At 69.5% G+C, this 21,636-nt stretch carries 21 protein-coding genes and 1 pseudogene; 11 read left to right on the forward strand and 11 right to left on the reverse strand.

Going from position 1 to position 21,636, the window contains the following annotated elements; genetic code table 11:
• Positions 1-29 precede the first annotated feature (29 nt).
• The 5 genes and pseudogenes from ACWPN5_RS20050 to ACWPN5_RS20070 form a co-directional block, all read right to left on the reverse strand.
• Positions 30-1,838 (reverse strand): autotransporter domain-containing protein, encoded by a 1,809-nt coding sequence (locus ACWPN5_RS20050; RefSeq protein ID WP_492297044.1) that lies wholly within the window; start codon positions 1,836-1,838, stop codon positions 30-32.
• A 241-nt stretch (positions 1,839-2,079) separates the two neighbouring features.
• Positions 2,080-2,670, reverse strand: a complete 591-nt coding sequence (locus ACWPN5_RS20055; protein WP_200479074.1) for a cytochrome b — start codon at positions 2,668-2,670, stop codon at positions 2,080-2,082.
• A gap of 203 nt (positions 2,671-2,873) precedes the next feature.
• A complete protein-coding gene (locus ACWPN5_RS20060; RefSeq protein ID WP_492297046.1) occupies positions 2,874-4,862 on the reverse strand; it encodes a PP2C family protein-serine/threonine phosphatase in 1,989 nt (662 codons plus the stop codon).
• Positions 4,863-5,018: 156 nt separating this feature from the next.
• Positions 5,019-5,486, reverse strand: coding sequence for a M48 family metalloprotease (locus ACWPN5_RS20065; RefSeq protein ID WP_492297047.1), 468 nt, complete (start codon positions 5,484-5,486; stop codon positions 5,019-5,021).
• A gap of 82 nt (positions 5,487-5,568) precedes the next feature.
• Positions 5,569-6,024, reverse strand: a pseudogene (locus ACWPN5_RS20070) (M48 family metalloprotease); the annotation flags it as partial.
• A 246-nt stretch (positions 6,025-6,270) separates the two neighbouring features.
• Between ACWPN5_RS20070 and ACWPN5_RS20075 the strand changes: the two are divergent.
• Positions 6,271-7,179: a DnaJ C-terminal domain-containing protein gene (locus tag ACWPN5_RS20075; RefSeq protein ID WP_200476787.1), complete on the forward strand. Its 909-nt coding sequence runs from the start codon at positions 6,271-6,273 to the stop codon at positions 7,177-7,179.
• Position 7,180: 1 nt separating this feature from the next.
• Positions 7,181-7,549 (forward strand): chaperone modulator CbpM, encoded by a 369-nt coding sequence (locus tag ACWPN5_RS20080; RefSeq protein WP_200476786.1) that lies wholly within the window; start codon positions 7,181-7,183, stop codon positions 7,547-7,549.
• 1 nt (position 7,550) lies between these two features.
• Here ACWPN5_RS20080 and ACWPN5_RS20085 read toward each other — a convergent pair whose 3' ends face one another.
• On the reverse strand, positions 7,551-7,742 hold the full coding sequence (locus ACWPN5_RS20085) for a hypothetical protein (RefSeq protein WP_014198714.1): 192 nt from the start codon (positions 7,740-7,742) through the stop codon (positions 7,551-7,553).
• A gap of 335 nt (positions 7,743-8,077) precedes the next feature.
• A complete protein-coding gene (locus ACWPN5_RS20090; RefSeq protein ID WP_145680689.1) occupies positions 8,078-9,007 on the reverse strand; it encodes an NAD(P)/FAD-dependent oxidoreductase in 930 nt (309 codons plus the stop codon).
• Positions 9,008-9,184: 177 nt separating this feature from the next.
• Between ACWPN5_RS20090 and ACWPN5_RS20095 the strand changes: the two genes are divergently transcribed.
• From ACWPN5_RS20095 to ACWPN5_RS20105, 3 genes are all read left to right on the forward strand, one after another.
• Positions 9,185-9,574 carry an Hpt domain-containing protein gene (locus ACWPN5_RS20095; protein ID WP_145680690.1) on the forward strand — a complete coding sequence of 130 codons (390 nt, stop codon included), beginning with the start codon at positions 9,185-9,187 and terminating at the stop codon, positions 9,572-9,574.
• Positions 9,575-9,647: 73 nt separating this feature from the next.
• Positions 9,648-10,019 carry a response regulator gene (locus tag ACWPN5_RS20100; RefSeq protein WP_247888082.1) on the forward strand — a complete coding sequence of 124 codons (372 nt, stop codon included), beginning with the start codon at positions 9,648-9,650 and terminating at the stop codon, positions 10,017-10,019.
• A 98-nt stretch (positions 10,020-10,117) separates the two neighbouring features.
• The gene (locus tag ACWPN5_RS20105; protein ID WP_145672131.1) at positions 10,118-10,498 is read left to right on the forward strand and encodes a hypothetical protein; all 381 of its coding nucleotides are present in this window, start codon (positions 10,118-10,120) and stop codon (positions 10,496-10,498) included.
• A gap of 30 nt (positions 10,499-10,528) precedes the next feature.
• Here the strand turns inward: ACWPN5_RS20105 and ACWPN5_RS20110 are convergent, their stop codons facing one another.
• Both ACWPN5_RS20110 and wrbA read right to left on the reverse strand, forming a co-directional pair.
• Positions 10,529-11,476, reverse strand: coding sequence for a glutathione S-transferase family protein (locus ACWPN5_RS20110; protein ID WP_492297049.1), 948 nt, complete (start codon positions 11,474-11,476; stop codon positions 10,529-10,531).
• A 64-nt stretch (positions 11,477-11,540) separates the two neighbouring features.
• Complete coding sequence (gene wrbA, locus ACWPN5_RS20115; RefSeq protein WP_492297050.1) at positions 11,541-12,143, reverse strand: NAD(P)H:quinone oxidoreductase; 603 nt, start codon at positions 12,141-12,143, stop codon at positions 11,541-11,543.
• Positions 12,144-12,269: 126 nt separating this feature from the next.
• Between wrbA and ACWPN5_RS20120 the strand changes: the two genes are divergently transcribed.
• The gene (locus tag ACWPN5_RS20120) at positions 12,270-13,208 is read left to right on the forward strand and encodes a LysR family transcriptional regulator (protein ID WP_145680694.1); all 939 of its coding nucleotides are present in this window, start codon (positions 12,270-12,272) and stop codon (positions 13,206-13,208) included.
• A 30-nt stretch (positions 13,209-13,238) separates the two neighbouring features.
• Here the strand turns inward: ACWPN5_RS20120 and ACWPN5_RS20125 are convergent, their stop codons facing one another.
• Positions 13,239-14,558 carry a class I SAM-dependent DNA methyltransferase gene (locus tag ACWPN5_RS20125; protein ID WP_492297051.1) on the reverse strand — a complete coding sequence of 440 codons (1,320 nt, stop codon included), beginning with the start codon at positions 14,556-14,558 and terminating at the stop codon, positions 13,239-13,241.
• 597 nt (positions 14,559-15,155) lie between these two features.
• Here ACWPN5_RS20125 and ACWPN5_RS20130 point away from each other — a divergent pair.
• From ACWPN5_RS20130 to ACWPN5_RS20150, 5 genes are all read left to right on the forward strand, one after another.
• Complete coding sequence (locus ACWPN5_RS20130) at positions 15,156-15,800, forward strand: transglycosylase SLT domain-containing protein (RefSeq protein WP_247882931.1); 645 nt, start codon at positions 15,156-15,158, stop codon at positions 15,798-15,800.
• Positions 15,801-15,881: 81 nt separating this feature from the next.
• Entirely contained in the window at positions 15,882-16,721 is an 840-nt protein-coding gene (locus tag ACWPN5_RS20135; protein WP_200476782.1) for a 23S rRNA (adenine(2030)-N(6))-methyltransferase RlmJ, read from the forward strand.
• Positions 16,722-16,831: 110 nt separating this feature from the next.
• Positions 16,832-17,827, forward strand: coding sequence for a hypothetical protein (locus tag ACWPN5_RS20140; RefSeq protein WP_145680697.1), 996 nt, complete (start codon positions 16,832-16,834; stop codon positions 17,825-17,827).
• Between the two features lie 31 nt (positions 17,828-17,858).
• On the forward strand, positions 17,859-18,860 hold the full coding sequence (locus tag ACWPN5_RS20145) for a hypothetical protein (RefSeq protein ID WP_492297052.1): 1,002 nt from the start codon (positions 17,859-17,861) through the stop codon (positions 18,858-18,860).
• A gap of 91 nt (positions 18,861-18,951) precedes the next feature.
• On the forward strand, positions 18,952-19,677 hold the full coding sequence (locus ACWPN5_RS20150) for a protein tyrosine phosphatase family protein (protein ID WP_247888084.1): 726 nt from the start codon (positions 18,952-18,954) through the stop codon (positions 19,675-19,677).
• Between the two features lie 13 nt (positions 19,678-19,690).
• Here ACWPN5_RS20150 and ACWPN5_RS20155 read toward each other — a convergent pair whose 3' ends face one another.
• Positions 19,691-21,469, reverse strand: a complete 1,779-nt coding sequence (locus tag ACWPN5_RS20155; protein ID WP_492297055.1) for a tetratricopeptide repeat protein — start codon at positions 21,467-21,469, stop codon at positions 19,691-19,693.
• Between the last annotated feature and the right edge of the window lie 167 nt (positions 21,470-21,636).

Raw genomic sequence — 21,636 nt, forward strand, 5'->3', positions numbered from 1 at the left:
CCCTCCGGAAGGATGGAACAAGCGTTTCCTCAGAAGCTCATCCGCAAGCGGGCGGTGAAGGCGTGGTTATGGCCGTCCGCCCCCGACAGTTCGCCGCGGTAGCCGACCGTGGCGCTGACCGCTTGCCAGAGCTGGGCCGACAGGCCGGCGCCGATCACCAGGGAGTCGCGGCCGTCGCCGCTCGGGCTCACGCTGTTGGCGGCTCCGCCGGGCAGGCGGACGGTGACGGTGCGCGCGTCCTCGGCGAACTGGTGCTCCCAGGCGATGCCCAGGCTGGGCTGAAGCACCGTCCGCCCGATCTCCACGACGGTGGAGGCATCGGCCCCGACGCTGCTCTCCAGCGATTCGGCGCTCTGCCGCTCGACGCCGAGCGACAGCAGGCCGGCGCCGCTCTCCTGATAGCCGTCGATGCGTGTGTGGATGTAGCGCAGGCCCAGCCGCGGCCCCAGCGCCACCGGCCCGAGTTGCGCGGTGTAACCCCCGGCGACCGACAGGGCGTAGGTCCGCCCGTCCGTCTCCGCCGAGGCGTTGGGGAACGGCGCGAAACCGGTGGTTCGGTCGATGTCGCCGTAGCGGTCGAAGGAGACGCTGCCAGCCACGGCCAGTTGGAAGCCTTGCGCCTCGGTCACCGCGTGCAGGCCGATGATGGTGCTGGTCATGTCCAGCGTGCCCGCCCCCTCGTCCAGCCGGGCGCGGCCACGCGACCCACCGACCGACAGGCCGATGCGCGAGGCCGGCCCGACCGGCAGTTCGGCGCCGACACCGCCCGACTGGGTGTTGAAGCGGAAGCCCTGGCGCTCCGGCGTGCCGCCGAGACGGCCCCAGGCGGCGTCGCCGATCAGGAACGCCCTCAGCTCCCCGCTGCCGAGCGGCGCCTCCACCCGCGTGGCGGCAGGGCCGGCGATGGAGCCGAGCAGCGCGCGGTGCCAGCTCCGCGTCGCTTCGAAGGCCAGTTCCGGCTGCATCGCCACCGTCTCCGCCGCGTCGTTCAGGGCCAACAAGGCACCCTGCATGTATTGCGCGATCAGCAGATGGGCGGCGCGGGTCGGGTGGATCTCGTCCCAATAGACGGTCTGGTCGGCCTGCGCCTCGGTCCCGCAGGCGCCGGTCGGCGCGTTGTTCGACAGGCAGGGCGTGACGGTGTTGGTGAAGCCGTAGGCCGTCGGGTTGGCCGCCACCGCGCGGTACAGCGCGTTGACATCGGCCACCACGACGGTGACCCCCAGCCGCTTCTCCACGTCGGCCATTGCCTGCGACAGCAGCGTGTTGTGGGAGGCGGTGACGGCGTTCAGCACGGTGGCGCGGTCGGAATTGCGGGTGTCCGGAATCGTGCCGAGGTCCGGCAGGTTCGGCACCAGGAAGGTCTTACCGCCGAGCGCTGCCAGACGTTCCACCGTGGTGACGATGTTGCCGACCGTCTGGGTGACGAGACCGGACGGGTCCGACCCGGCGGAGACCCGGTTGAAGTAGTCGTTGCCGCCCGCCCAGACCGCGAACAGCCCGCTGTTGGTGCCGCCCGGGCGGCTGAGCAGAAACTGCCCGACCTGCCCCTGGATGCCAGGAACGCCGGTCTGCGACAGGGTGCCCGTCTCGGCACCGCCATAGGCGAAGTTGGTCTTCTGGTCGGGTTGGCTGCCGATCAGCGGGGCCAGCCGCTCGACCCAGACGGGTCCGTTGGAGAAACGCCCGTCGTAATAGGGCGGGCTCTGCGGAATGGCGCCGCGCGTCAGCTCATAGACCCGGCCGGTGTCGGACAGGCTGTCGCCAAAAACGAACACCCGGTCGAACGGCACCGCCCCGGCGGGCGCCGACGCCAGCAACGCAGCTCCCGCCGCCATACGAATCACCCTGCCCGTCACCGCTTCACCCTCCCCCGCTGGACAGCCGGAAAACAGGGGCGGTGCGTCAAAGCGGGGGGCGGTACCGCCATTGCGTCGGGAAGAGAAGCCGCTTGGGCGGGTTCATCAGACCATGGGGGACCCGAGCATGGGTCCATCCATGGAGGAGGCAGGACCTCACCACTCGGCGGGCGGCGCCCCCCGGCAGTCCGGTGCCGGCGCCGCCCGCCCTTTTCTCAGCTCAGCGGCTTCCCCAGGGAAGCATGCGGCTCAGCGTCCCGTCCTTCAGGACATACTGGTGGACCAGGGCCGCCGCCGCGTGCAGGCCGGCCAGCACGATGATGGCGGTGCCGAGAAGCTCGTGCAGCTTCTCCAGCGTGTCGCCGAAGGCATGGTTTTCCGCCACCAGCGTCGGCAGGGTGAACAGGCCGAAAAAGGCGACGGGATGGCCGTGGGCCTGGGTCATCGTCACGCCGGCCAGCGGCACCGCGATCATCAGGGCGTAAAGCGCCAAGTGCCCGGCCTTGGCCGCCAGCAGGAGCAGCGGCGCGGTGTCGGCGGGCATCGGCGGCGGCGGGCTGACGACGCGCCAGACCATGCGCAGCGCCACCAGCGCCAGCACAAGGACGCCGAGCGAGCGGTGGATATCCATCAGGGCGGTCCGCTCCGGCCCGCGGGGCACCAGCCCGCGCCCCTGGGCGATGGCGAAGGCCACGAGAATCAGAAGGGCGACGCTCCAGTGCAGGAACAGCATCATCCCGTCGTACCGGGTCTTGACGGGGCGGGTCTTGACGGGTGGCCGGGCGGCGGCCTCGGAGTAAGCGTTGGACATCGGAGGTCCCCTCATCGGCAGAAATGGGCAAGTCCTGCCGATCCTGTCCGGGGGCGACTGAACCGAAGCTGAACGGCGGAACCCAGGACTGAGATGGGGGCGCAGGGCTGGTCCGCGCCGGGGTCTCACGGATGACCCGGCGCACCAGCCGGGTCACCACCAACAGGGAGAAGCGCCGGTACGCCGGCCTTGGCCGGACGGCGTCACACCGCCGCTTCGGATTCCGGTGCCAGCTCGGCGGCGGGCAGCAGCCGGCGGACGGTCAGGCAGACGATGTCGCCGGTCTGCCCGCCCACCCCCACATGAGCCTCCACCGCGCGCAGCAGCAGTTCGGAGCGGTCGCGTGCCGACAGGCCGCGGCCCTGGTGAAGGATTGCGGCCAGACGCTCCTCGCCGAACGGCTCGCGCTGGGCGTTCACCGCGCGCAGCACGCCCTCGGTGCACAGGAACAGCGTGTCCTCCTGCTCCAGCCGGGTCACCGCCTCGCCGTAGGGAATGCCCTTGCGCACGCCCAGCGCCGGACCGCCGGCGTCCGCCAGGGTCAGGACGCTGCCGTCCGCCCGGATGCGGCAGGGGGCGCGGTTGCCGGCGCTGGAATGGCTGAGCATTCCGGTCTCGCGGTCGTAGAGGGCGACGAACGCGGTGGCGAAGCCGTCGAAGGGGCTCTGCCCGCACAGCCGGTCGTTGGCCGCCGCCAGGATGGCCGCGGGGGTCAGGCCCGGCCGGGCCGCCGCCTCGCGGATCGCGCCGCGCACCAGCAGCATCAGGAAGGCCGCCGGCACGCCCCAGCCGGACACGCCGGCCACCACCAGCAGGCAATGGCGCTCGTCCAGCTCGATCACGTCGTAGAAGTCGCCGCTGACCGCCGGGCCTGGAACCAGAAGGCCGAAGAACTGGCTGTCGCGCCCGGCGGGAAGCTGCTGTGGCAGCAGGTTCGCCTGCACATCGCGGGCGGCGCGCTGCTCCTCCTCGATCAGGTGTTCGGCGGCGGCCAGCTTCTCCGTGCGGGTCTCCAACTCGGCCGTGCGCATCAGAAGCTGGGCGTCCAGCGTCTCCTCGCGGTAGGACGCCTCCAGCGCCATGCTGCGGAAGACGCGGGCGAGGCGGCCCATCTCGTCGTTGCGCTCCATCGCCTCGTTCAGGGTGAAGGGGTTGAAGCGCCCGGCCTCCACCGCGGCGACGGCCTCGCCAAGCCGCTCGATGGGGGCCATCTGGCTGCGCGCGAAGCGGACGGCGCCGTAGACGCCCAGCGCCAGGGCGAGCAACCCGACCAGCACGCCGATCTTCACATGGCGGCCGACCACCGAGGACAGGTCCTCCGCCGGCAGGCGGACCACCGCGATGCCCGCCCCCTGCCCGGCTGCCCCCTGCCCGGCCACAGCCGGAACCGGGGCGAAGGCGGTCAGACGGTCGCCCTCGCGCAGCAGGCCGGTCTCGCCGGCCGCCGCCGCGGCCTTCGCCGCCTCCACCGCCCGCTCCGACAGCGGCCCGGCGCTGGGGCCGGTGGCGTGCACGGCGAGGCGCCCGTCGCGCTCCAGCAGCCACGCGCCCTCCACCGTGCCGCCGGCCAGCAGGGAGGCCATCACGCCGTCCACCCCGGCCTTGCGGGCGATGTCGGCCAGCCGGCGCACGTCGGCGCCGACCTGGACGATGCGCGGCTTGTCGACGCCGGCCACGCCGGCGAACTTCATCAGCTTGCCACCTTCGGCGGCGGCGTCGGTCACCACCTTCTCCGGCGCGCGGTTCAGCAGGCCGTAATAGGGCGCCTGGCGCGGCTGCGCCCGCGCGTCGGGGCCGAAGGTGATGTCGGGGCCGGGGATATTGTGCAGATAGGCGCGGCCCCGGTTGTCGGTGACCCAGATCTCATCCGGCCCGCCGCCGTCCGCGACGGCCTTCAGCCGGTCGGTCACCGCCTTGGTCGGCGCCTTGCCCGCCTCCATCACCGCGACGAGATGGGCAGCGAGCGTCGCCTCCGACAGCAGACGGTCGCCCAGCAGCGCCTCGACGTCGCGCGGAACCTCGCGCGCCAGCGTGGCGCTGCGGGCCAACAGGGTCGCCGCACCGCGGCCGTCCGCTTCCACCCGCGTCTGGATCGCCGAATGGGTCGTCCAGGCCAGCAGAATCGTGACCAGCGCCACCGCCAGCGTCACCAGCCCGGAGATCAGGAGGACCAAACGCCCTTGAAAGGTCATGGAGGGGACCCGCCTTTTGTAGCCAACCGACCGCCGCGGGCGCTCCGCCGTCCCCGGACAAGCCTGGGATTTGGGAAAATTGCCCGACCGCGCCCGTCGGTTCTACCCAGCCGGGCCCCCCGAGTCCAGGAGTGGCGGACGTGCCCCCCTGTAACCTCAGTACCAGTAGCCGCCGATCCGGTAGCGCGGGCGCCGCAGCGCCGCCGGCATGGCGAGCGGCGGCGGGGCATGAAGGGGATGGGCGCCGAGCCCAGGCAGGACCGGCGGCGGGGTGCGCAACGCCATCAGGCGGCGGACGCGCTCTTCGGTGTCCGGGTGGGTGCGCAGCAGGGACGGGATGTTCTGCGCCCGGCGGCGGCCGGGAAAGCGCAGCCCCTCCCACGGGCTGTGCTGAAGCCGCTCGATCCGGGCGAGCGCCGAGGCGACGCCCTCCGGGTCGCCGGTCAGGTGGGCGGCGTCGAGGTCGGCGTCGAATTCCCGGGTGCGCGACAGGGCGAGTTGCAGAAGGACGCCGATCCAGGGTGCGGCGATAAGCAGCAGCACCAGCAGCCAGGGAACTCCCTTCTGCCGCATCATCAGCAGGGGCAGGTTGAGAATCAGCAGGGCCATCCCGAAGACCGACATCAGCCGAGTTCAGGCTGGTCACCGTGTCGGCCAGCCCCATCACGGTCAGGTCGTTGTTGCGCACGTGGCTGACCTCGTGGGCCAGCACACCGGCCAGTTCGCGCAGGCTGAGCGCGCGCAGCAGCCCGTCGGTGACCGCGATGGCCGACCGGCGGCGGCTGCCCACGGCGAAGGCGTTCAGCGCCGGGCTGGCGACGTACCACAGCTCCGGCACCGCGGGCAGTTCCGCCCGCCGGGCGATGACGGCCAGCGCGTCGAACAGGACCGGGGCCTCCGCATGGGTCAGGCGGCGGGCGCCGAACATGCCGAGCACCATGCGCGGCGACAGGCGCGGGCTGAACAGCAGGCTGACGGCGCCGCCGAGCAGCGCCCACAGCACCCCCTCCACCCCGGCCAGGATCATCCCGCACAGAGCCAGCAGCAGCACCATGCCGCCGAGCAGGAGGAGGGACTGGAGCACATTCGCGGTCTTGTGACGCCGCCGCAGGTCGGCGACGGCCTGGTCGGTGGGCATGAAGAACGGGTGCGTGCGCGGCATGTCGTGGGCTCCCTCTCTCACCAACTCCTTTTCGGGGCTCCTTTCGGGAACGTTCAACCGGAAGCAAGTCCGGCCCGCACTATATTGGCGCTTTCGACCCGGTCGCCATCCCGGCCGCAAGCACAGGCACCGTGCGCCGTATGGATGGGCCGCCCTCTTGATTTGCGGGGAGGCCTTGTACACATACACGTCACACGTGCTCACCCTTTTGCCGCTGACCCCCGCTTTTCACTGACGGTCATCGCCATGAGCAATCCTTACGAGATTCTGGGCGTATCCCCCACCGCGTCGGACGACGAGATCCGCAAGGCCTACCGGAAGCTGGCCAAGAAGCACCACCCCGACCTCAACCCCGGCAAGGCGGAGGCCGAGCAGCGCTTCAAGGACATCAGCGCCGCCTACAGCCTGCTGTCGGATGCCGACAAGCGCGCCCGCTTCGACCGCGGAGAGATCGACGACTCCGGTCAGGAACGGCCGCAGCGCCACTATTACCGCGACTTCGCCGAAGGCCCGGCGGGCGCCCGCTACGCCCACGCCGAGGGCTTCGCGTCGGACGATCTGGAGCACATCTTCGCCGACCTGTTCGGCGCGCGCGGCGGCGCGCGTGGCGCCGCCATGCCGATGAAGGGCGGCAACCTCGGCATGGCGCTGACCGTCGACTTCCTGGCGGCGGCCAAGGGCGGCAAGCGCCGCGTCACCATGCCGGACGGCAAGACGCTGGACATCGATTTGCCCGCCGGTCTGGAGGATGGCGGCACCATCCGCCTGAAGGGCCAGGGCTTGCCCGGCAGCAACGGCGGTCCGCCCGGCGACGCGCTGGTGACCGTCAAGGTCACCCCCCACCCCTGGTTCCGGCGCGACGGCGACGACATCCAGCTCGACCTGCCGGTGACCCTGGCCGAGGCGGTGCTGGGCGGCAAGGTGCGCGTGCCGACCATCGACGGGCCGGTGATGCTGACCGTTCCGAAAGGGGCGAACAACGGCACGCGGCTGCGGTTGAAGGGCAAGGGCCTTCCCGGAACGAACGGGGCGCGCGGCGACCAGTATGTGACCCTGCGCATCGCCCTGCCCGACGCGCCCGACCCGGCGCTGGAGGCGTTCGTCCGGGATTGGAAGACCGACCACAACCCGAGACGGGATATGGAGGCCGCGTGAGATGGACCGGAACGGCATGGACCAGGACGGCGTGGCATGGCGGACCGAGGAAGTGCTGACGATCTGCCGGCGCGTCTCCTCCGCCCAATTGACGGTGTGGGTGGAGCGGCATTGGCTGCGGCCGCGTCACGAGGGGACCGGTTTCGTCTTCAGCGCGGCCGACATGGCCCGGCTGGAAATGATCTGCGATCTGCGGGAGGACTTGGCGCTCGACGACGAGGCGATGCCGGTGGTGCTGTCGCTGCTCGACACCGTCTATGGGCTGCGGCGGCGCCTGCGCGTGCTGGCCGAGGCCATCGGCGATCTGCCGCCAGAGGCCCGCTATCTGCTGCAGGACGAACTGCGGAAGCGGGAGGAAATGGAGGAGTAGGTCAGCTCCGGACGCCGAAGGCCCGTCCGCTCAGCGCGATGTCCTGGTTGAAGCCTTCCGCGACCCGGTCGTTGCCGCCGGACTGCATGCACAGCGTCACGTTGATGGCGCTGAGGATCGCGTGGTCGATCTGCTCCGGCTTGGCGTTGTGGCGTTTGATGGCTTGAAGCGCGCGGGTCACGGATTGGGCCATGGAGCAGGTTCCGTTCGTTCTGGCAGGCTGGCCGGGTTGATCGGGGGGTTGATCGATGACGGCATCATGCCGCCGTTTCGCTCATCCCGCTGTGCACCGGGCCACACCCGCCGCACGGACCGCCTCTCGCAATGGCGAGAGTCCTAAGGCCCAAATTCTTAATCAGGTGTAAACGTCCGGCCGAGCCCAAAAGGCATAACCCTTCATGCCTTTCCTGGAAGCTCCATCAAACCAAGAGCATAGCTCAAGCCATTGGTTTGGTATTACCATTCATTAATGTCAAATGCGACACTTTGCCCGGGACCGCTGGCCACTCGCCAGGGAGGCATCGCCCCTCAGAGGTCCCCGTCCTCCGCCAGGAGTCGGCGATGGATGGCGGTGGCGGCGATCGCGGCCTGTCCCATGGCGACCGAGATCTGGTTCAGCCCCTCCACGATGTCCCCCGCGGCGTAGAGCCCCTCGATCCCCGTCTGCTGGTGCCCGTCGGTGACCAGCCGTCCGCTCGGCCCGATGCGCACGCCCAGCCCCTTCACCGCCTCGTTGCGCGGGTGGCAGCCCAGGGCGGAATACAGAGTGTCGAAGGTCAGCCGCTCCCCGGACGCCGTGGTCAGGGCGGCGATCCGCCCGCCCTCGGTGTGGATTTCCACCACCGGCTCCTCGACGGCGCGCAGCCCGGCCTCGGCCATGCGGCGCTCCTCCGCCTCCTCCAGATTCATCGGCTCGCCGAGCGTCAGGACGGTGATGTCGCGGGAATAGGTGCGCAGGAACAGCGCCTCCCCCAGGGCTCCGGTGCCGTGGCCGATGACGCCGATGCGGTGGCCGGTCACCTCGAACCCGTCGCAGATCGGGCAATGGCGGACCAGCCCCCGCTGAACCGCCTGATACAGGTTGGGCAGTTCCGGCTCACGGTCGATCACGCCGGTGGCGGCCAGCACGGTGCGGGCGCGGAACAGCCGGCCGTCCTCCGTCCGCACGCGGTAGCCCTCGTCGCCGCGCTCCACCGCGGTCACCGTTCCCGGCACAATCCGGGCGCCGTAACGCTCCGCCTGGGCGCGCATGCGGGCCAGCAGCTCGTCGCCGGTCACCCCGTCCGGAAAGCCCGCGTGGTTGTGGGACAGCGGAATCCAGGAGGCGCGGCTCGCCCCGGAATCCACCACCAGGAAGCGGCGGCGATAGCGCGCCAGATAGATCGCCGCGGTCAACCCGGCGGGGCCGCCGCCGACGATCAGGGTGTCCAGACTCTGTTCTTCGGGTGCGGCGGTCATCGCTCGGGCGTTCCAGCGGTCGTTGGCGACGTTGGGGAACAGGCTGCGCCTTCCCAGGTTCCGCGACCGGATGCTGCGGCGCCGAAGCGTCCATTCGTCGCGCCGGGCCCGGCTTGACCGGGTTGAATTGCCACACGCACTGTACGGCCATACCGTGTCCTGCCGGAAGCCGTCGCCGTGCCCCAGCCGCCGTCCAGCCAGCGCGAAGCGCACCCGGCAGACCTCCCGCCGTCCGACCGGGACATTCTCGATGTGGAGCCGATGCTGCGCAACTTCGGCGGCCCTGGCCCGACCGTCACGATGCTCTACGCCCTGTTCCTGGAAAACGCCGACGCGCTGTCACGCTCCTTGAAGGAGCGGCTGGCCGCCGGCGACCTGGATGGTGTCCGGCTGGCCGCCCATTCGGCGGCCGGCGCCGCCCGCAGCGCCGGGGCCGGGCGTCTCGCCGACCTGTTCGGCTCGGTGGAGGAGGCGGCCCTGCGCGGCGACGCGACGATCGCGCGGCGGGACGCGGCGGCCCTCGACCGCGCGCTGGCCGACGTGAAAATTTTGATTGCACGCATTTGAGTTTCTTTCGCGCTGATATATCATGCGGGCGTAACCCTTAGGGGTGTCCACGGGACGAAGCGCGAGGGTGGCCGTGTCGTTCAATTCGTGCGCGGTGCTGGTCGTTGAGGACGAGGTGGTGACCCGCAGCGTCTCGGTGCGGCTGCTGAAGCAGTTGGGTGTCGGCACGGTGATCGAGGCCGCCGACGGGGCGGAGGCGCTGGCCCGCTGCAACCGGGTCGATTTCGACGCGATCTTCTGCGACGTGGACATGGCGCCGATGGGCGGCCTGGCCTTTCTGCAGGCCTTGGACGGGCGGGCGCCGGTCATCATGCTGACCAAGCACGACGGGTCGGACGTCGTCCTGTCGGCCCTGCGCTCCGGTGCCACCGGCTATCTGGTGAAGCCGCTGACCCCGGTCGGCCTGCGCGAGAAACTGGAAAAAGCGCTGTCCGCGAAAGAGTAGAACCTTGACCGCGACATTATACTTTTCGTAACCACGGCGGAATTATTCTGTACACGGTGCATTGCTGCACCCTTGTGCGGATTGCCGGGAGATTCCGCATGCCCATGAACGTTCTGGAAGTGGCGATCTACGCCATGGTGCTCACCGCGTCGCAGCCGCGCCCCTATGAGTGCGTGGCGGTTCAGCCGGAGGGGGTGAACTGCACGAACGGCCTCGCCGTGGCGTCCGAGACGCCGAACGGCGTCATGGCCTTCAACACGGGCGTGCAGGTCATCAAGGACAATCAGGGCCGCGTGCGGCTGAGCAACGGAATCACCACCCATTTCGACGCCTCGGCCTGGGTGGCCTTCAAGAATCCCGGCGGGCAGACCCTGGTCAGCGTGCGCAAGACCGGGCCCTTCCGCTTCAAATTCTCCAACAGCTTCCAGTGCGAGATGATCGGGCCCAACCAGGACATGGCGCGCTGCTACAAGCCCTGACCCCGATCACCCCTCCCCTCATTCAAAAAGTCACCCCACCGCGTCACGGCCGTGCGGCGCGTCGAGGTCCAGCGCCGGCCCCTTCGGCACGATGCCGGTCGGGTTGATCATGGTGTGGCTGGCGTAATAGTGCCGCTTGATGTGGTGGAAATCGACCGTCTCCGCCACGCCGGGCACCTGATAGAGGTCGCGCAGATAGCCGGACAGGTTCGGATAGTCGGCGATGCGGCGCAGGTTGCACTTGAAGTGGCCGACATAGACGGCGTCGAAGCGCACCAGCGTGGTGAACAGGCGCCAATCGGCCTCGGTCTGCCGGTTCCCCAGCAGATAGCGCCGGTCGGCCAGCCGCTCGTCCAGCTCGTCCAGCGCCGCGAAGAGGGCGTCGAACGCCTGCTCGTACTTCTCCTGGCTGGTCGCGAAGCCGGCCTTGTAGACGCCGTTGTTGACGCGGTCGTAGACGAAGGCGTTGAGCCGGTCGATCTCCTCCGCCAGCTCTGCCGGGTGGAAGTCCAGCGAAGCGTCGCCGAAGGCGTCGAATTCCCGGTTCAGCATGCGGACGATCTCCGCGGACTCGTTGCTGACGATGGTCCCGGTCTTCCTGTCCCACAGCACCGGGACGGTGACGCGCCCCGAATAGGCGGGATCGGCCTTGGTGTAGACCTCGTGCAGGCGGGTGGAGCCGGTGATCGGATCGGGTTCGGGGAAGGTCCAGCCCTCCTCGCGCATCAGGGGATCGACCACGGTGACGCCGATGGCGTCCTCCAGCCCCTTCAGCTTGCGCAGGATCAGCGTGCGGTGCGCCCAGGGGCAGGCCAGCGACACGAACAGGTGGTAGCGCCCGGCCTCCGGTTGGAACGGGGTCGAGCCGTCGGCCCGCACCCAGTTGCGGAACTGGGTCTCCGGACGGACGAAGGCGCCGCCGCTGTTCTTGGTGTCGTACCACTGGTCGTGCCAGCGGCCGTCGATCAACAGGCCCATGCCCTGAACTCCCCTTCTTGCGGCCTCCCTCCCCCGCCCGGACGGCGGGAGAGGGTGCTCCGCCTCAACCGTGCAGCTTCTTGGCGATCTCCGCGACGTGACGCCCCTGGTAGCGGGCGCCGTCCAGTTCGACCGCGCTCGGCTGGCGGGAGCCGTCGCCACCGGCGATGGTGCTGGCGCCGTAGGGGCTGTTGCCCATCACCTCGTCCACGCCCATCTGGCCTTGGAAGCTGTAGGGCAGGCCGACGATCACCATGCCGTGGTGCAGAAGCACCGTGTGGGTGGTGAGGATCGTGCTCTCCTGCCCGCCGTGCTGGGTGGCCGAGGAGGAGAAGGCGGCGCCGACCTTGCCGACCAGCGCGCCCTTCGCCCACAGGCCGCCCGTCTGGTCGAGGAAGTTCTTCATCTGGCCCGGCATGTTGCCGTACCGCGTCGGCACGCCCAGGATGATGGCGTCGTAGTTGGCCAGCTCGTTCGGGTCGGCGATGGGAATGTTCGGCTCTTCCTTGAAGTGCGCCTTCTGCCGCACCTCCTCGGGGACCAGCTCCGGCACGCGCTTCACCAACACCTCGGTTCCCGGAACCGACCGGGCGCCCTCAGCCATCGCCTGCGCCATGGTGGAGATGTGGCCGTAGCTGCTGTAGTAGAGCACCAGAACCTTCGCCATGTCTCGTCTCCCCTCTGTCGTTGCGGCCGCGCCGGAGGCTGCGGCGTCCCAAAAGATAGCGCGTTGCCCCGTTTCGGCAAATCCAGGGCGCTGGAACTTCATTGTTCCCAGGTGTAGAACAATGGCATGGACCGCCTCGACGACATGATGGCCTTTATCAAGGTCGTGGACACCAAGAGCTTCACCACCGCGGCGGAGCGCCTGAACCTGTCCAAGTCCGTGGTTTCCCGCCGCATCGCGGAACTGGAGAACCGGCTGGGGGCGCGGCTGCTGAACCGCACCACGCGCAAGCTCAGCCTGACCGAGGTGGGACAAGCCTATTACGAGCGCTGCACCCGCATCATCGCCGACCTGGAGGAGGCGGAACAGGCCGTCGCCGACCTGCACGCCGCCCCGCGCGGGCGGCTGAAGGTCAACGCGCCGGTGTCCTTCGGACTGCTGCATCTGGCCAAGGCGGTGGCCGAGTTCCTTGAGCGCTATCCGTCCATCGAGATCGAGATGGACCTCAACGACCGTTACGTGGATCTGATCGACGAGGGCTACGATCTGGCGGTGCGCATCGGGCGGCTGCGCGACAGCTCGCTGATCGCCAAGCGGCTGGCCCCCAACCGGCAGGTGGTCTGCGCAAGCCCGGCTTATCTGGAGAAGCACGGCACTCCTCAGACGCCGGATGAGCTGTCCAATCACAACTGCCTGATTTACACCAATGTTCCGACTGCTGAGCAGTGGCAGTTCCGCGTTGGCGACGCCATGCGCTCCGTCCGTGTGTCGGGCTCGCTGCGCACCAACAACGGCGACCTGCTGCGCGAGTCCGCTATCGCCGGGGTCGGCATCATCGTGCTGCCCACCTTCCTGTGCGGCGAAGCGCTGTCCAAGGGGCAGCTCCAGTGCCTGCTGCTGGACTATTACATGGCGGAGTCGAACGTCTTCGCGGTCTACCCACAGAACCGGCATCTGTCGCCGAAGGTCCGTGTCTTCGTTGATTTCCTGGCTGAGCGTTTCGGCCCGCGCCCCTATTGGGACTGCGCCCTGCTCAGCCTGCAGCCGTTCCGGGCGGAGGCGTGACTCACGCCCCCGCCCCGAGCGGCGTCTTAGTCAGTTTTCCGGCTTCTCCAATATAAAGAGCAGACCCGGCACACCGACGCCCTTCTCCCGGCGGGGGGAGCAGGGCTCCATCAGCCGCACCGTCAGGCCCGCCGCCGCCGCCGTCTCGCGCAGATAGGCTTCGGTGTGGGCGTAGCGCCGCGACGGGCCGAGCGCATGGCCGGCGCCCGCCGCGTCCCCCTCCAGGCGCTCCACCGTCGCGGCGAAGCGACCCGCCGGCCGCAGAGCCTTGGCGGCTCCCTCGAACAGCGCGGTCAGGTTGCCGAGATAGACCAGCACATCGGCGGCGACCAGCAGGTCCCAGCTTCCCGGCGCCGGTGCCAGCGCCGCGACCACGTCGCCGACCGCCAACTCGTCATAAAGCGCGCGGGCGCGGGCCTTCTCGACCATGCGCGGGGCGAGATCGACCCCGGCGAGATGCCCGGCCAGCGGACGGAACGCCACGCCCGCCAGCCCGGTGCCGCAGCCGAGGTCCAGCACCCGCAACCCAGGCGCCCCAGGTTCGGAAGCTCTAGGTTCGGAAGCCGGCCCCAGCCGGTCCACCGCCTCGCGCAGCAGGGCCGGCGCGGAGTAGCCCAGCTTGCCCACCAGATCCTGGTCGAAGCGGTCGGCGTAACGGTCGAACAGGGCGCGCACATAGGCGGCCGAAAGGTCCTCTCCCGCGCCGCCTTCCAGCGCGGAAATCAACGCCGCGCAGCCGAGTCGGCCGTCCGGGTCGAGGTGTTCGGCACGGCGCAGCGCGGTCAATGCCTTCGCCGGCTCCTGCAGCGCGATCCAGGCCCGCCCGATGGCGGCGTGCAGGCCCGCGTCCTCCGGGTCCCGGCGGGACAAGGGCTGCAGCAGTTCGACCGCGCCCAGCGCGTCGCCGGCCTCGACCAGCAGGGCGGCCAGTTCCAACGCTGCCTCGCGGTCGCCGGGGCGCAGAGCCACGGCCTCGCGGTACTCCTCCAGCGCGGCGTCCCGCCGGCCCGACGCCGCCAGGGCACGGGCGAGGCCGAGCCGGGCCGTTGCGGAATCCGGCCGTTCCGCCGTCAACACCCGCCCGGTGGCCACGGCCTCCTCAAACCGGCCAGCGGTCCGCAACGCCTCGGCCAGCGCGATCCGCCAGGGCCACACGCCGGGGTCGAGCGCCACCGCCCGCCCGCAGGCGGCCAGAGATCCAGCGGCCTCGCCCGCGTCCCGCGTGCTGTCGGCCAAGGCGCCCCAAGCCTCGCCCGACGCCGGGTCGGCGGCGCAGGCAAGGCGGAAGGCGCGCGCCGCCCCCACCGCGTCGGCGGCATAGAGACGGTCATAGCCAGTCTGGAACAACATGCCCGGAACGTCTCCGGGTTGGACGAGGGGGGCTGCCCCCTCCCGCTCGGCTTGAGCCGTTGAATCGCGATCCACGATCACTTCGCTATGGGAGATGCGCTGGCGCCGTCCCCCTCCGGGAGACTCCGGACTGCGAGAGACGACGTGAACTCCTGCACCAGCTTCGAGACGCGCGCAAGAGGCATCCGAAGGAGGTCATCCAACCACGAATCGAGCGTCAGACCGTCGCATTAGGCCGTTTGGAGGAAATTGTACGCCTTTTGCAAAATTCACCACTTTCGGTTTTTCAAACGGCTTCGGAATCAGTGCCTTAATGGCTAAGGCCGAGGCGGAGAGTCGGCTTTTCAAACGGCCTTGTGACATCGTTCGAGCGAAAGGCGTGGTATTACCGGGCCGCAAATAGATTGACGCTGTATAAAATTTTTGGAAGTGTGGCTTCGGCGCCCGATGGTGGGCGCTGAACTTTCGGGTAGGAGGCGGTCACCGTAAGCAACTCGGTGACCGGTAATGGCGGCCCCGCGCGGGGGGCCAAAACGAAGCCGGATGACCCCGGCAACGAACGAGGGGACCGAGGATATGCAGGATCGAACTCAGCGCGTGCGACGCACGTATGGCGGCTGGATCGCTCTTGCACTGGGCTTAGCCGCCGCTCCGGTCCTCCTCGCCAAGCCCGCCGCCGCCCAGGACAGCAGCTGCGTCTCCCACGCCGTGGAGGCCGAGCGCAAGTTCAACATCCCCTCCGGCCTTCTCGTCGCCATAGCCCTGGTGGAAAGCGGCCAGGACGGCGCCCCGACCCCCTTCGCGATGAGCGTGGAAGGCCGTCCGGTCTACGCCCGCAACGCCAATGACGCCGCCCGGCACCTCCGCGACAAGCGCGGCCAGCTTCGGCAGAACGTCTATGTCGGCTGCATGCAGATCTCGCTGGGCACCCACCGTGGTGAGTTCCAGCCGGTGGAGCGGATCGTCGACCCCCGCGAGAACGTCAACTACGCCGGCCGCCTGCTGCTTCGCCTGCACGGCGAGCAGGGCAGCTGGAAGACCGCCGTCGCCCGCTACAACGGCGGCTCCACCCGTCAGGCCCAGAACTACGTCTGCAAGATCTGGCAGCACCTGAACGAGCTGGACCCGAAGAGCGCCAAGCTGCTGGAATCCGCCCGTTGCGGCGACTCCGAACCGGCCAGCATCGCGCCGAGCACCCGCCGCACCTTCCGCAACGCCCAGCAGGTCGCCTCCCTGGATTGATCCCGGCGTCGCGCCCGGCATCGTCATGACCCGCTCGCAGGGGATGGCGCGGAACGCCCCGATGGGCTAAATCCCTGCCCCATGAACTACCGTCACATTTTCCACGCCGGCAACCCCGCCGATGTGATGAAGCACGCCGTCCTGGCGCTGATCATCGATCATCTGCGCGCCAAGCCGGCGCCCTTCTGCGTGCTCGACGCCCACGCCGGCATTGGGCGCTACGACCTGGACTCCGAACCGGCGCGCAAGACGCTGGAGTTCCAGGACGGAATCGGACGGCTGTTCGGCCGGCCGGCGCCGCACCCGGCGCTGCGGCCCTATCTCGACGCGGTGTCGGCTCTGAACCCGGACGGGCGGCTGCGCTGGTATCCCGGATCACCCCGGCTGGCCCGGGCGCTGCTGCGCGAGCAGGACCGGCTCCTCCTCAACGAGCTTCACCCCGACGACTGGCAGACCCTGAAGACGGAGTTCGCCGGGGACCGTCAGGTCTCGGTCTTCAAGACGGATGCCTATCAGGCGCTGAAGGCCCATCTGCCGCCGCGGGAAAAGCGCGGCCTCGCGCTGATCGACCCGCCCTTCGAGCAGCCGGACGAGTTCGCCCGCATGGCCGAGGGGCTGAAGGCCGCGCACAAGCGCTGGTCCACCGGCATTTACGCCCTGTGGTACCCGATCAAGGAGCGTGCCGCCGTCTGGCGCTTCCAGGAGGCGGTGGAGAACACCGGCATCCGCAAGATCCTGAGGGTCGAACTGACCTGGCACCCGGAGGACACCCACCTCCGGCTGAACGGCTCCGGGCTGCTGATCGTCAACCCGCCCTGGACGCTGGACGACACGCTGCGCGACCTGCTGCCGGCTCTGCACGCCGCCCTGCCCTCCACCGGCGGTGGCTGCACGGTCGACTGGCTGGTTCCGGAAGGTTGAAACCGCAAATTTCAACGGGAAAGCGTCAACCGGTCACAGAGGTTGCCGTTGCAACCGCCCCGCCAATCGCCCTAGGCTGAACGGGATTACTCCGTTCCGGCAAGGCCACGATGTCCCGTTCCAACGAATTCGCCAGCAGCTTCATCAAGGCTCACGCCGACGCCGGGTTGGAGCGCGTCTCGATCGCCCACATCCTCCAGACCATCCAGAAGGACCCGGCCTTCCTGTTCAGCGAGGAGTTGCGGCGCGGCGGCGGCCAGTGCCCGATGCACGCAGCCCCCAACGCCGACGACGCGGACAAGGTGACGGTCAACACGCTGCTGGCCTACCTGTTCGAACGGCTGCGCGACCATGTGGCGTCCAAGCTGCCGCTGGACGAGCGCGGACAGGTGATGCTGCCGATCCCGCCGCGCTCCCCACACGGCATCAACCCGGCCGACCGCGCCGCGATGGCGGCCGCGCCGCTCGACGTGATGGCCTCGGTCCTGCGCGACGCCACCTGTCACCTGCTGGACGGCCTCATCACCGGCTGGGCGGCCGACCTGCTGTCGGAGGAGGAGCATTACCGGGCGCAGGGCACGGGTGAAATCTCCGCCGCCGCCGCCGCCACCTTCATCCTGCGCACGACGCTGGAGGATTCGCCGCTCTACCAGCGCGCCGGCTACGACATGCTGTCGATCACCAAGACCGGCAGCCACACCGCCATCCACATCTGCTGGGCGATGGTCGAGGCGGCCCCCCTGCTGCTCCCGGACAAGGACGCGGCGGCTTACGACGACCTCGTGCGGCGCAGCCTGAAGCAGGTGGTGCCGCTGTCGATGGCCAGCCTGGGCATGCTGGTCCATTACATGGAGGCGTCGGGGATCGAACCCCACGACGGCCTCGCCATCCACCTGCTGCCCAAGGACCAGACGGCGTTCGTCCTCGACGAGGCCGGGCTGATCTGCCTGAACCCGGAGCCGATCACCCGCTTCGCCAAGCCCGACGAGCGGCACTACACCGGCTGCCCGGCCTTCTACACGCCCGGCTTCATCAAACTGTATCTCGACATCGTGGCCAGCATCGCCATGGACTACGGCGTCTACGACCGGCTTCGCGACCGCTGACCGTCCTCACCCACGAGATTGACGCCCCATCATGGCCCGCTCCAACGACTTCGCCCTGACTTATCTCGCCGCGCATGAGGAGGCCGGGATGACCCGGATCAACCTCGCGCCGATCCTGCACCGCATCACCGAGGACCCGAACTACCTCTTCACCGAGGAGCTTCAACGCCTCGCCGGCCAGTGCCCGGCCCACGCGGACACCCGCAAGGAGGATTACGAGAAGGTCGCGATCAACACGCTGCTGGCTTTCCTCTACAACGACCTGCGCGACCACATCACCAACCGCATGCCGCTGGACGCCGACGGCCATCTGCAATTGTGCAACCCGCCGGACTCGCCGCACGGGCTGGACGTCGCCGACGCCGCCGGGCTGGAGGCCGCCTCGGCGGAGACGCTGATCGGCTTCCTGCGCGACAGCGTGTGTCACCTGCTGGACGCCATCATCAAGGACTGGGCGATCAAGGTGACCCTGGAGGAGGAGCGCTGCCGGGCGGAGGGCGCCATCACCCCGCTCGCCGCGGCCAGCTTCGTCCTCGCCAACACGCTGGAGGCGTCGGTGCTGCACGCGCCGTCCGGCTACGACATGCTGTCGATCACCAAGACGGGCAGCCACACCGCGCTCCACGTCTGCTGGAACCTGTGCGAGTCGGCGCCGATGCTGAAGCCCGGCCTGACCCCGGCCGAATACGACGACCTGTCGCGCCGCAGCCTGAAGCAGGTGCTGCCGCTCGCCATGGGCAGCCTCGGCATGCTCTGCCAGTTCATGGGGGCCGGCCACATCGAGGCCGACGACCACCAGGCCATCCACCCCCTGCCCCGCCACCAGACCGCCTTCGTCTACGATGCGGAGGCGCCGGGCGGCATGATCGTCCTGAACGCCGACCTGATCGAGCCGACCGCGCAGGCGGGCGAGCGCCACTACACCGGCTGCCCGGCCTTCTACGCCAACGGCCTGATCAATCTCTACATGGAGATCGTGCTGTCGCTGGCCGCGCGGTACGACATCTACGGGCGCGTCCTGCGGGCCGGATGACCAAAGCGCCGCACAGCCCAGCGGTGCGGCGGCCTTGACGCCACGCAAAGTGTGCCTATCTTGGCGGCCTTGTCGATTTGGAGACTGCTGCGTGGCCACCACCCGGAAGATGTTGCGCCGTTACACGACCACCGCCCTGGCCGACGGGATCAAGCGGGCGCGCGGGCGCATGGTCTCCCCGCTGCAACGGGCGCTCGGGCATGTCGAAAGCGTGTTCATCGACCACGCCTGCTTCCGGCTGGTCTATTCGAACACCCACCGCATCTCCCCCAACATGTACCGGGCGAGCCAGCCCTCGCCCTCGCACATCCGGGAAGCGGCGCGGCACGGCGTGAAGACCATCCTGAACCTGCGCGGCGGCCGCGACTGCGCCTCCTACATCCTGGAGGCCGAGGCCTGCCGGGCGGCCGGCCTGACGCTGGTGGACTTTCCCGTCAACTCCCGCGACATGCCGAAGAAGGAGACGCTGCTGAAGGCCCGCGACCTGTTCGCGACCATGCAGTATCCGGCGCTTCTGCACTGCAAGTCGGGGGCGGACCGCGCCGGTTTCATGTCGGCGCTCTACCTCTTCATCCACGAGGGCGTGCCGCTGGAGCGGGCGACCAAGCAGCTCCACTGGAAATACGGCCACTTCAAGCAGGCGAAGACCGGCATCCTCGACTATTTCTTCGAGCTGTACGCCGCCTACAACGAGAAGCGTCCGATCGCCTTCTGGGACTGGGTGGAGCGCGTTTACGACCCGGTGGAGGCCAAGGCCAGCTTCCGCTCCCGCGAGTGGGCCGACACGGTGGTCGACCGGGTTCTCGGCCGGGAGTGACCCGGCGGGCGCGTCACTTCGCGCCGACGAAGTGGCAGTAGGGGAAGTTCAGGAAGTCGAAGCGGCGCACCCGGATCGGCTCATGCCGCTTCAGCCAGTCGAGCACCGCGTAATGGGCCATCTGGTCCAGCATCCAATAGACCTCCGCCCCTGCCAGGAAATGCCCGATGTAGGCGCCGAGCAGGGACAGGAAACGGTCGCCGCCCGGCGTGTTGTTGTAGACGTTGAAGCAGACGGTGATTTCCCGTGATGGTCCGCGCCTGCGCCCGTCGATGAGGAACCCGACGTCATAGCCCGCCATCTCCTCCCGCAAGCTCCGCAGGTCCTGGGCGATCCGCGCGTCGGTGTCGATCACCATCAGCGGGCGGTCCAAGCGGCGCAGCCACTGCAAGGCGCGGAGGAAGCGGGCAGAGGCGTAATAGGTGACGCGCTTGATGTCGGTCCATCCGGCCATGTCCGGCCGGTCCAGCGAGAAGCCCACGCTCAATCGGCCGTCCCGGCTCCAACGGGCCATGGCCTGCTCCGTCTCCGGCGAGGGCGCCACCACATGGACGGCGACCGTGGCGCCCGGCATACGCTCCGCCAGCGACTCCAGCAGCGCGGGGGCGAACCGGCGGAAATAGACGTCGTCGCAGCAGAAGAAGACCGCCGGCTCCCCGGTGGGTCCCGGCACCGGGGCGATCCGGAAATCCAGGGGGGCCATGCCCTCCAGCACCGTTTCGACCGGCGGCAGGGCGCGGAAGAAGACGTCGTCGGCGCGCAGCATGGTCCATAGGCCCAGCTCATGCTCCCGGGCGACCTCCGCCGCGGTGAAGCGCCGGCGGAAGCGCCGACCCAGCCAGGAGGCGAGGACGAGCCGGTCCCGGCGGTAGGCGTGGAAGCCGATGACCGACGCCGCCACCGTGTCCTTGGGGTGGCGCCGCAGGCGGACCCAGGCGGCCCGCGCCCCGTCGCGCAGGACCGCGTCGGACGCCAGACCCACCTGCACCAGCGTCGCCACCGCGGCGACGTGCAGCCAGTCGGCCTCGTCATCGTCCGGGCGGGCGGCGACGGCCCGGCGCAAGGCGCCGATGGCCTCCTCGACCAGCGCCCGGTCGACCGCGAAGGGCTTGCCGTCCTGCACCCCCATCGCCCCGCTGCGCTCCAGCAGCAGGCGCCCCAGCAGCCGGTTGGCCCGGTGGTTCCCGTCATCGCGGTCCAGGGCGGCGCGCGCCATCGCTTCCGCCACCGCCGGATCGCCGACCGTCACCAGGGACTCCGCCGCCGCAACCCAGGTTTCAGCGTCCGCCAAGGGGAGGCGCGCCGCGGCGCTCCGCCGCTCGGCCTCGTCCAGGCGCGCGCCCCACTGCTCACGCAACGCCGCCCGGTTGCCCGCCGCCCCGGCATGGCCGGGTTCAAGATTCAGGGTCCGCCGGTAGCTCCGCTCGGCGCCGGCCGCCTTCTCCTGCTGATTCAAGCCGTTGCCGAGGTTGAACCAGGAGGCCGCGTGCGCCGGGTCGAGGGCCAGCGCCCGATGCAGGCAGCCGATGGCCTCCGCCCCCTGCCCGGCCAGACGCAGGGCGGCGGCGAGGTTGCTGTAGCCGGCGACGCCGCCGGGCTCCAACCGCAGGATGGTTCGGAAATGGCCGACGGCCTCGGCCGGACGCCCGGTCTGCACCAGAAGCATCGCCAGCATCTGCAGCGCGCCGCGATTCGCCGGCTCGCGCTCCAGCACGGCACGGTAAAGCGGCTCCGCCCCCGCGTGGTTGCCGGATTTGTGCAGGCGGATCGCATCGTCGAGGGAAGGTTCCATGAGGCGGGACCATAGACCGGATCGGCCCCGGCGCCAATTGCCGGCGGGGCATCCGGGGCCCCTTCCCTGGGCGGGTCGATGGATTCTCAACCGATTATTGTGTGGTATGATACAACCCGGTTTAGAGATGCCAAGCAACCGGTGACCCAGGGGTGGCCTGCGAAATG

The organism is Azospirillum sp. UENF 211521 (assembly GCF_058780535.1).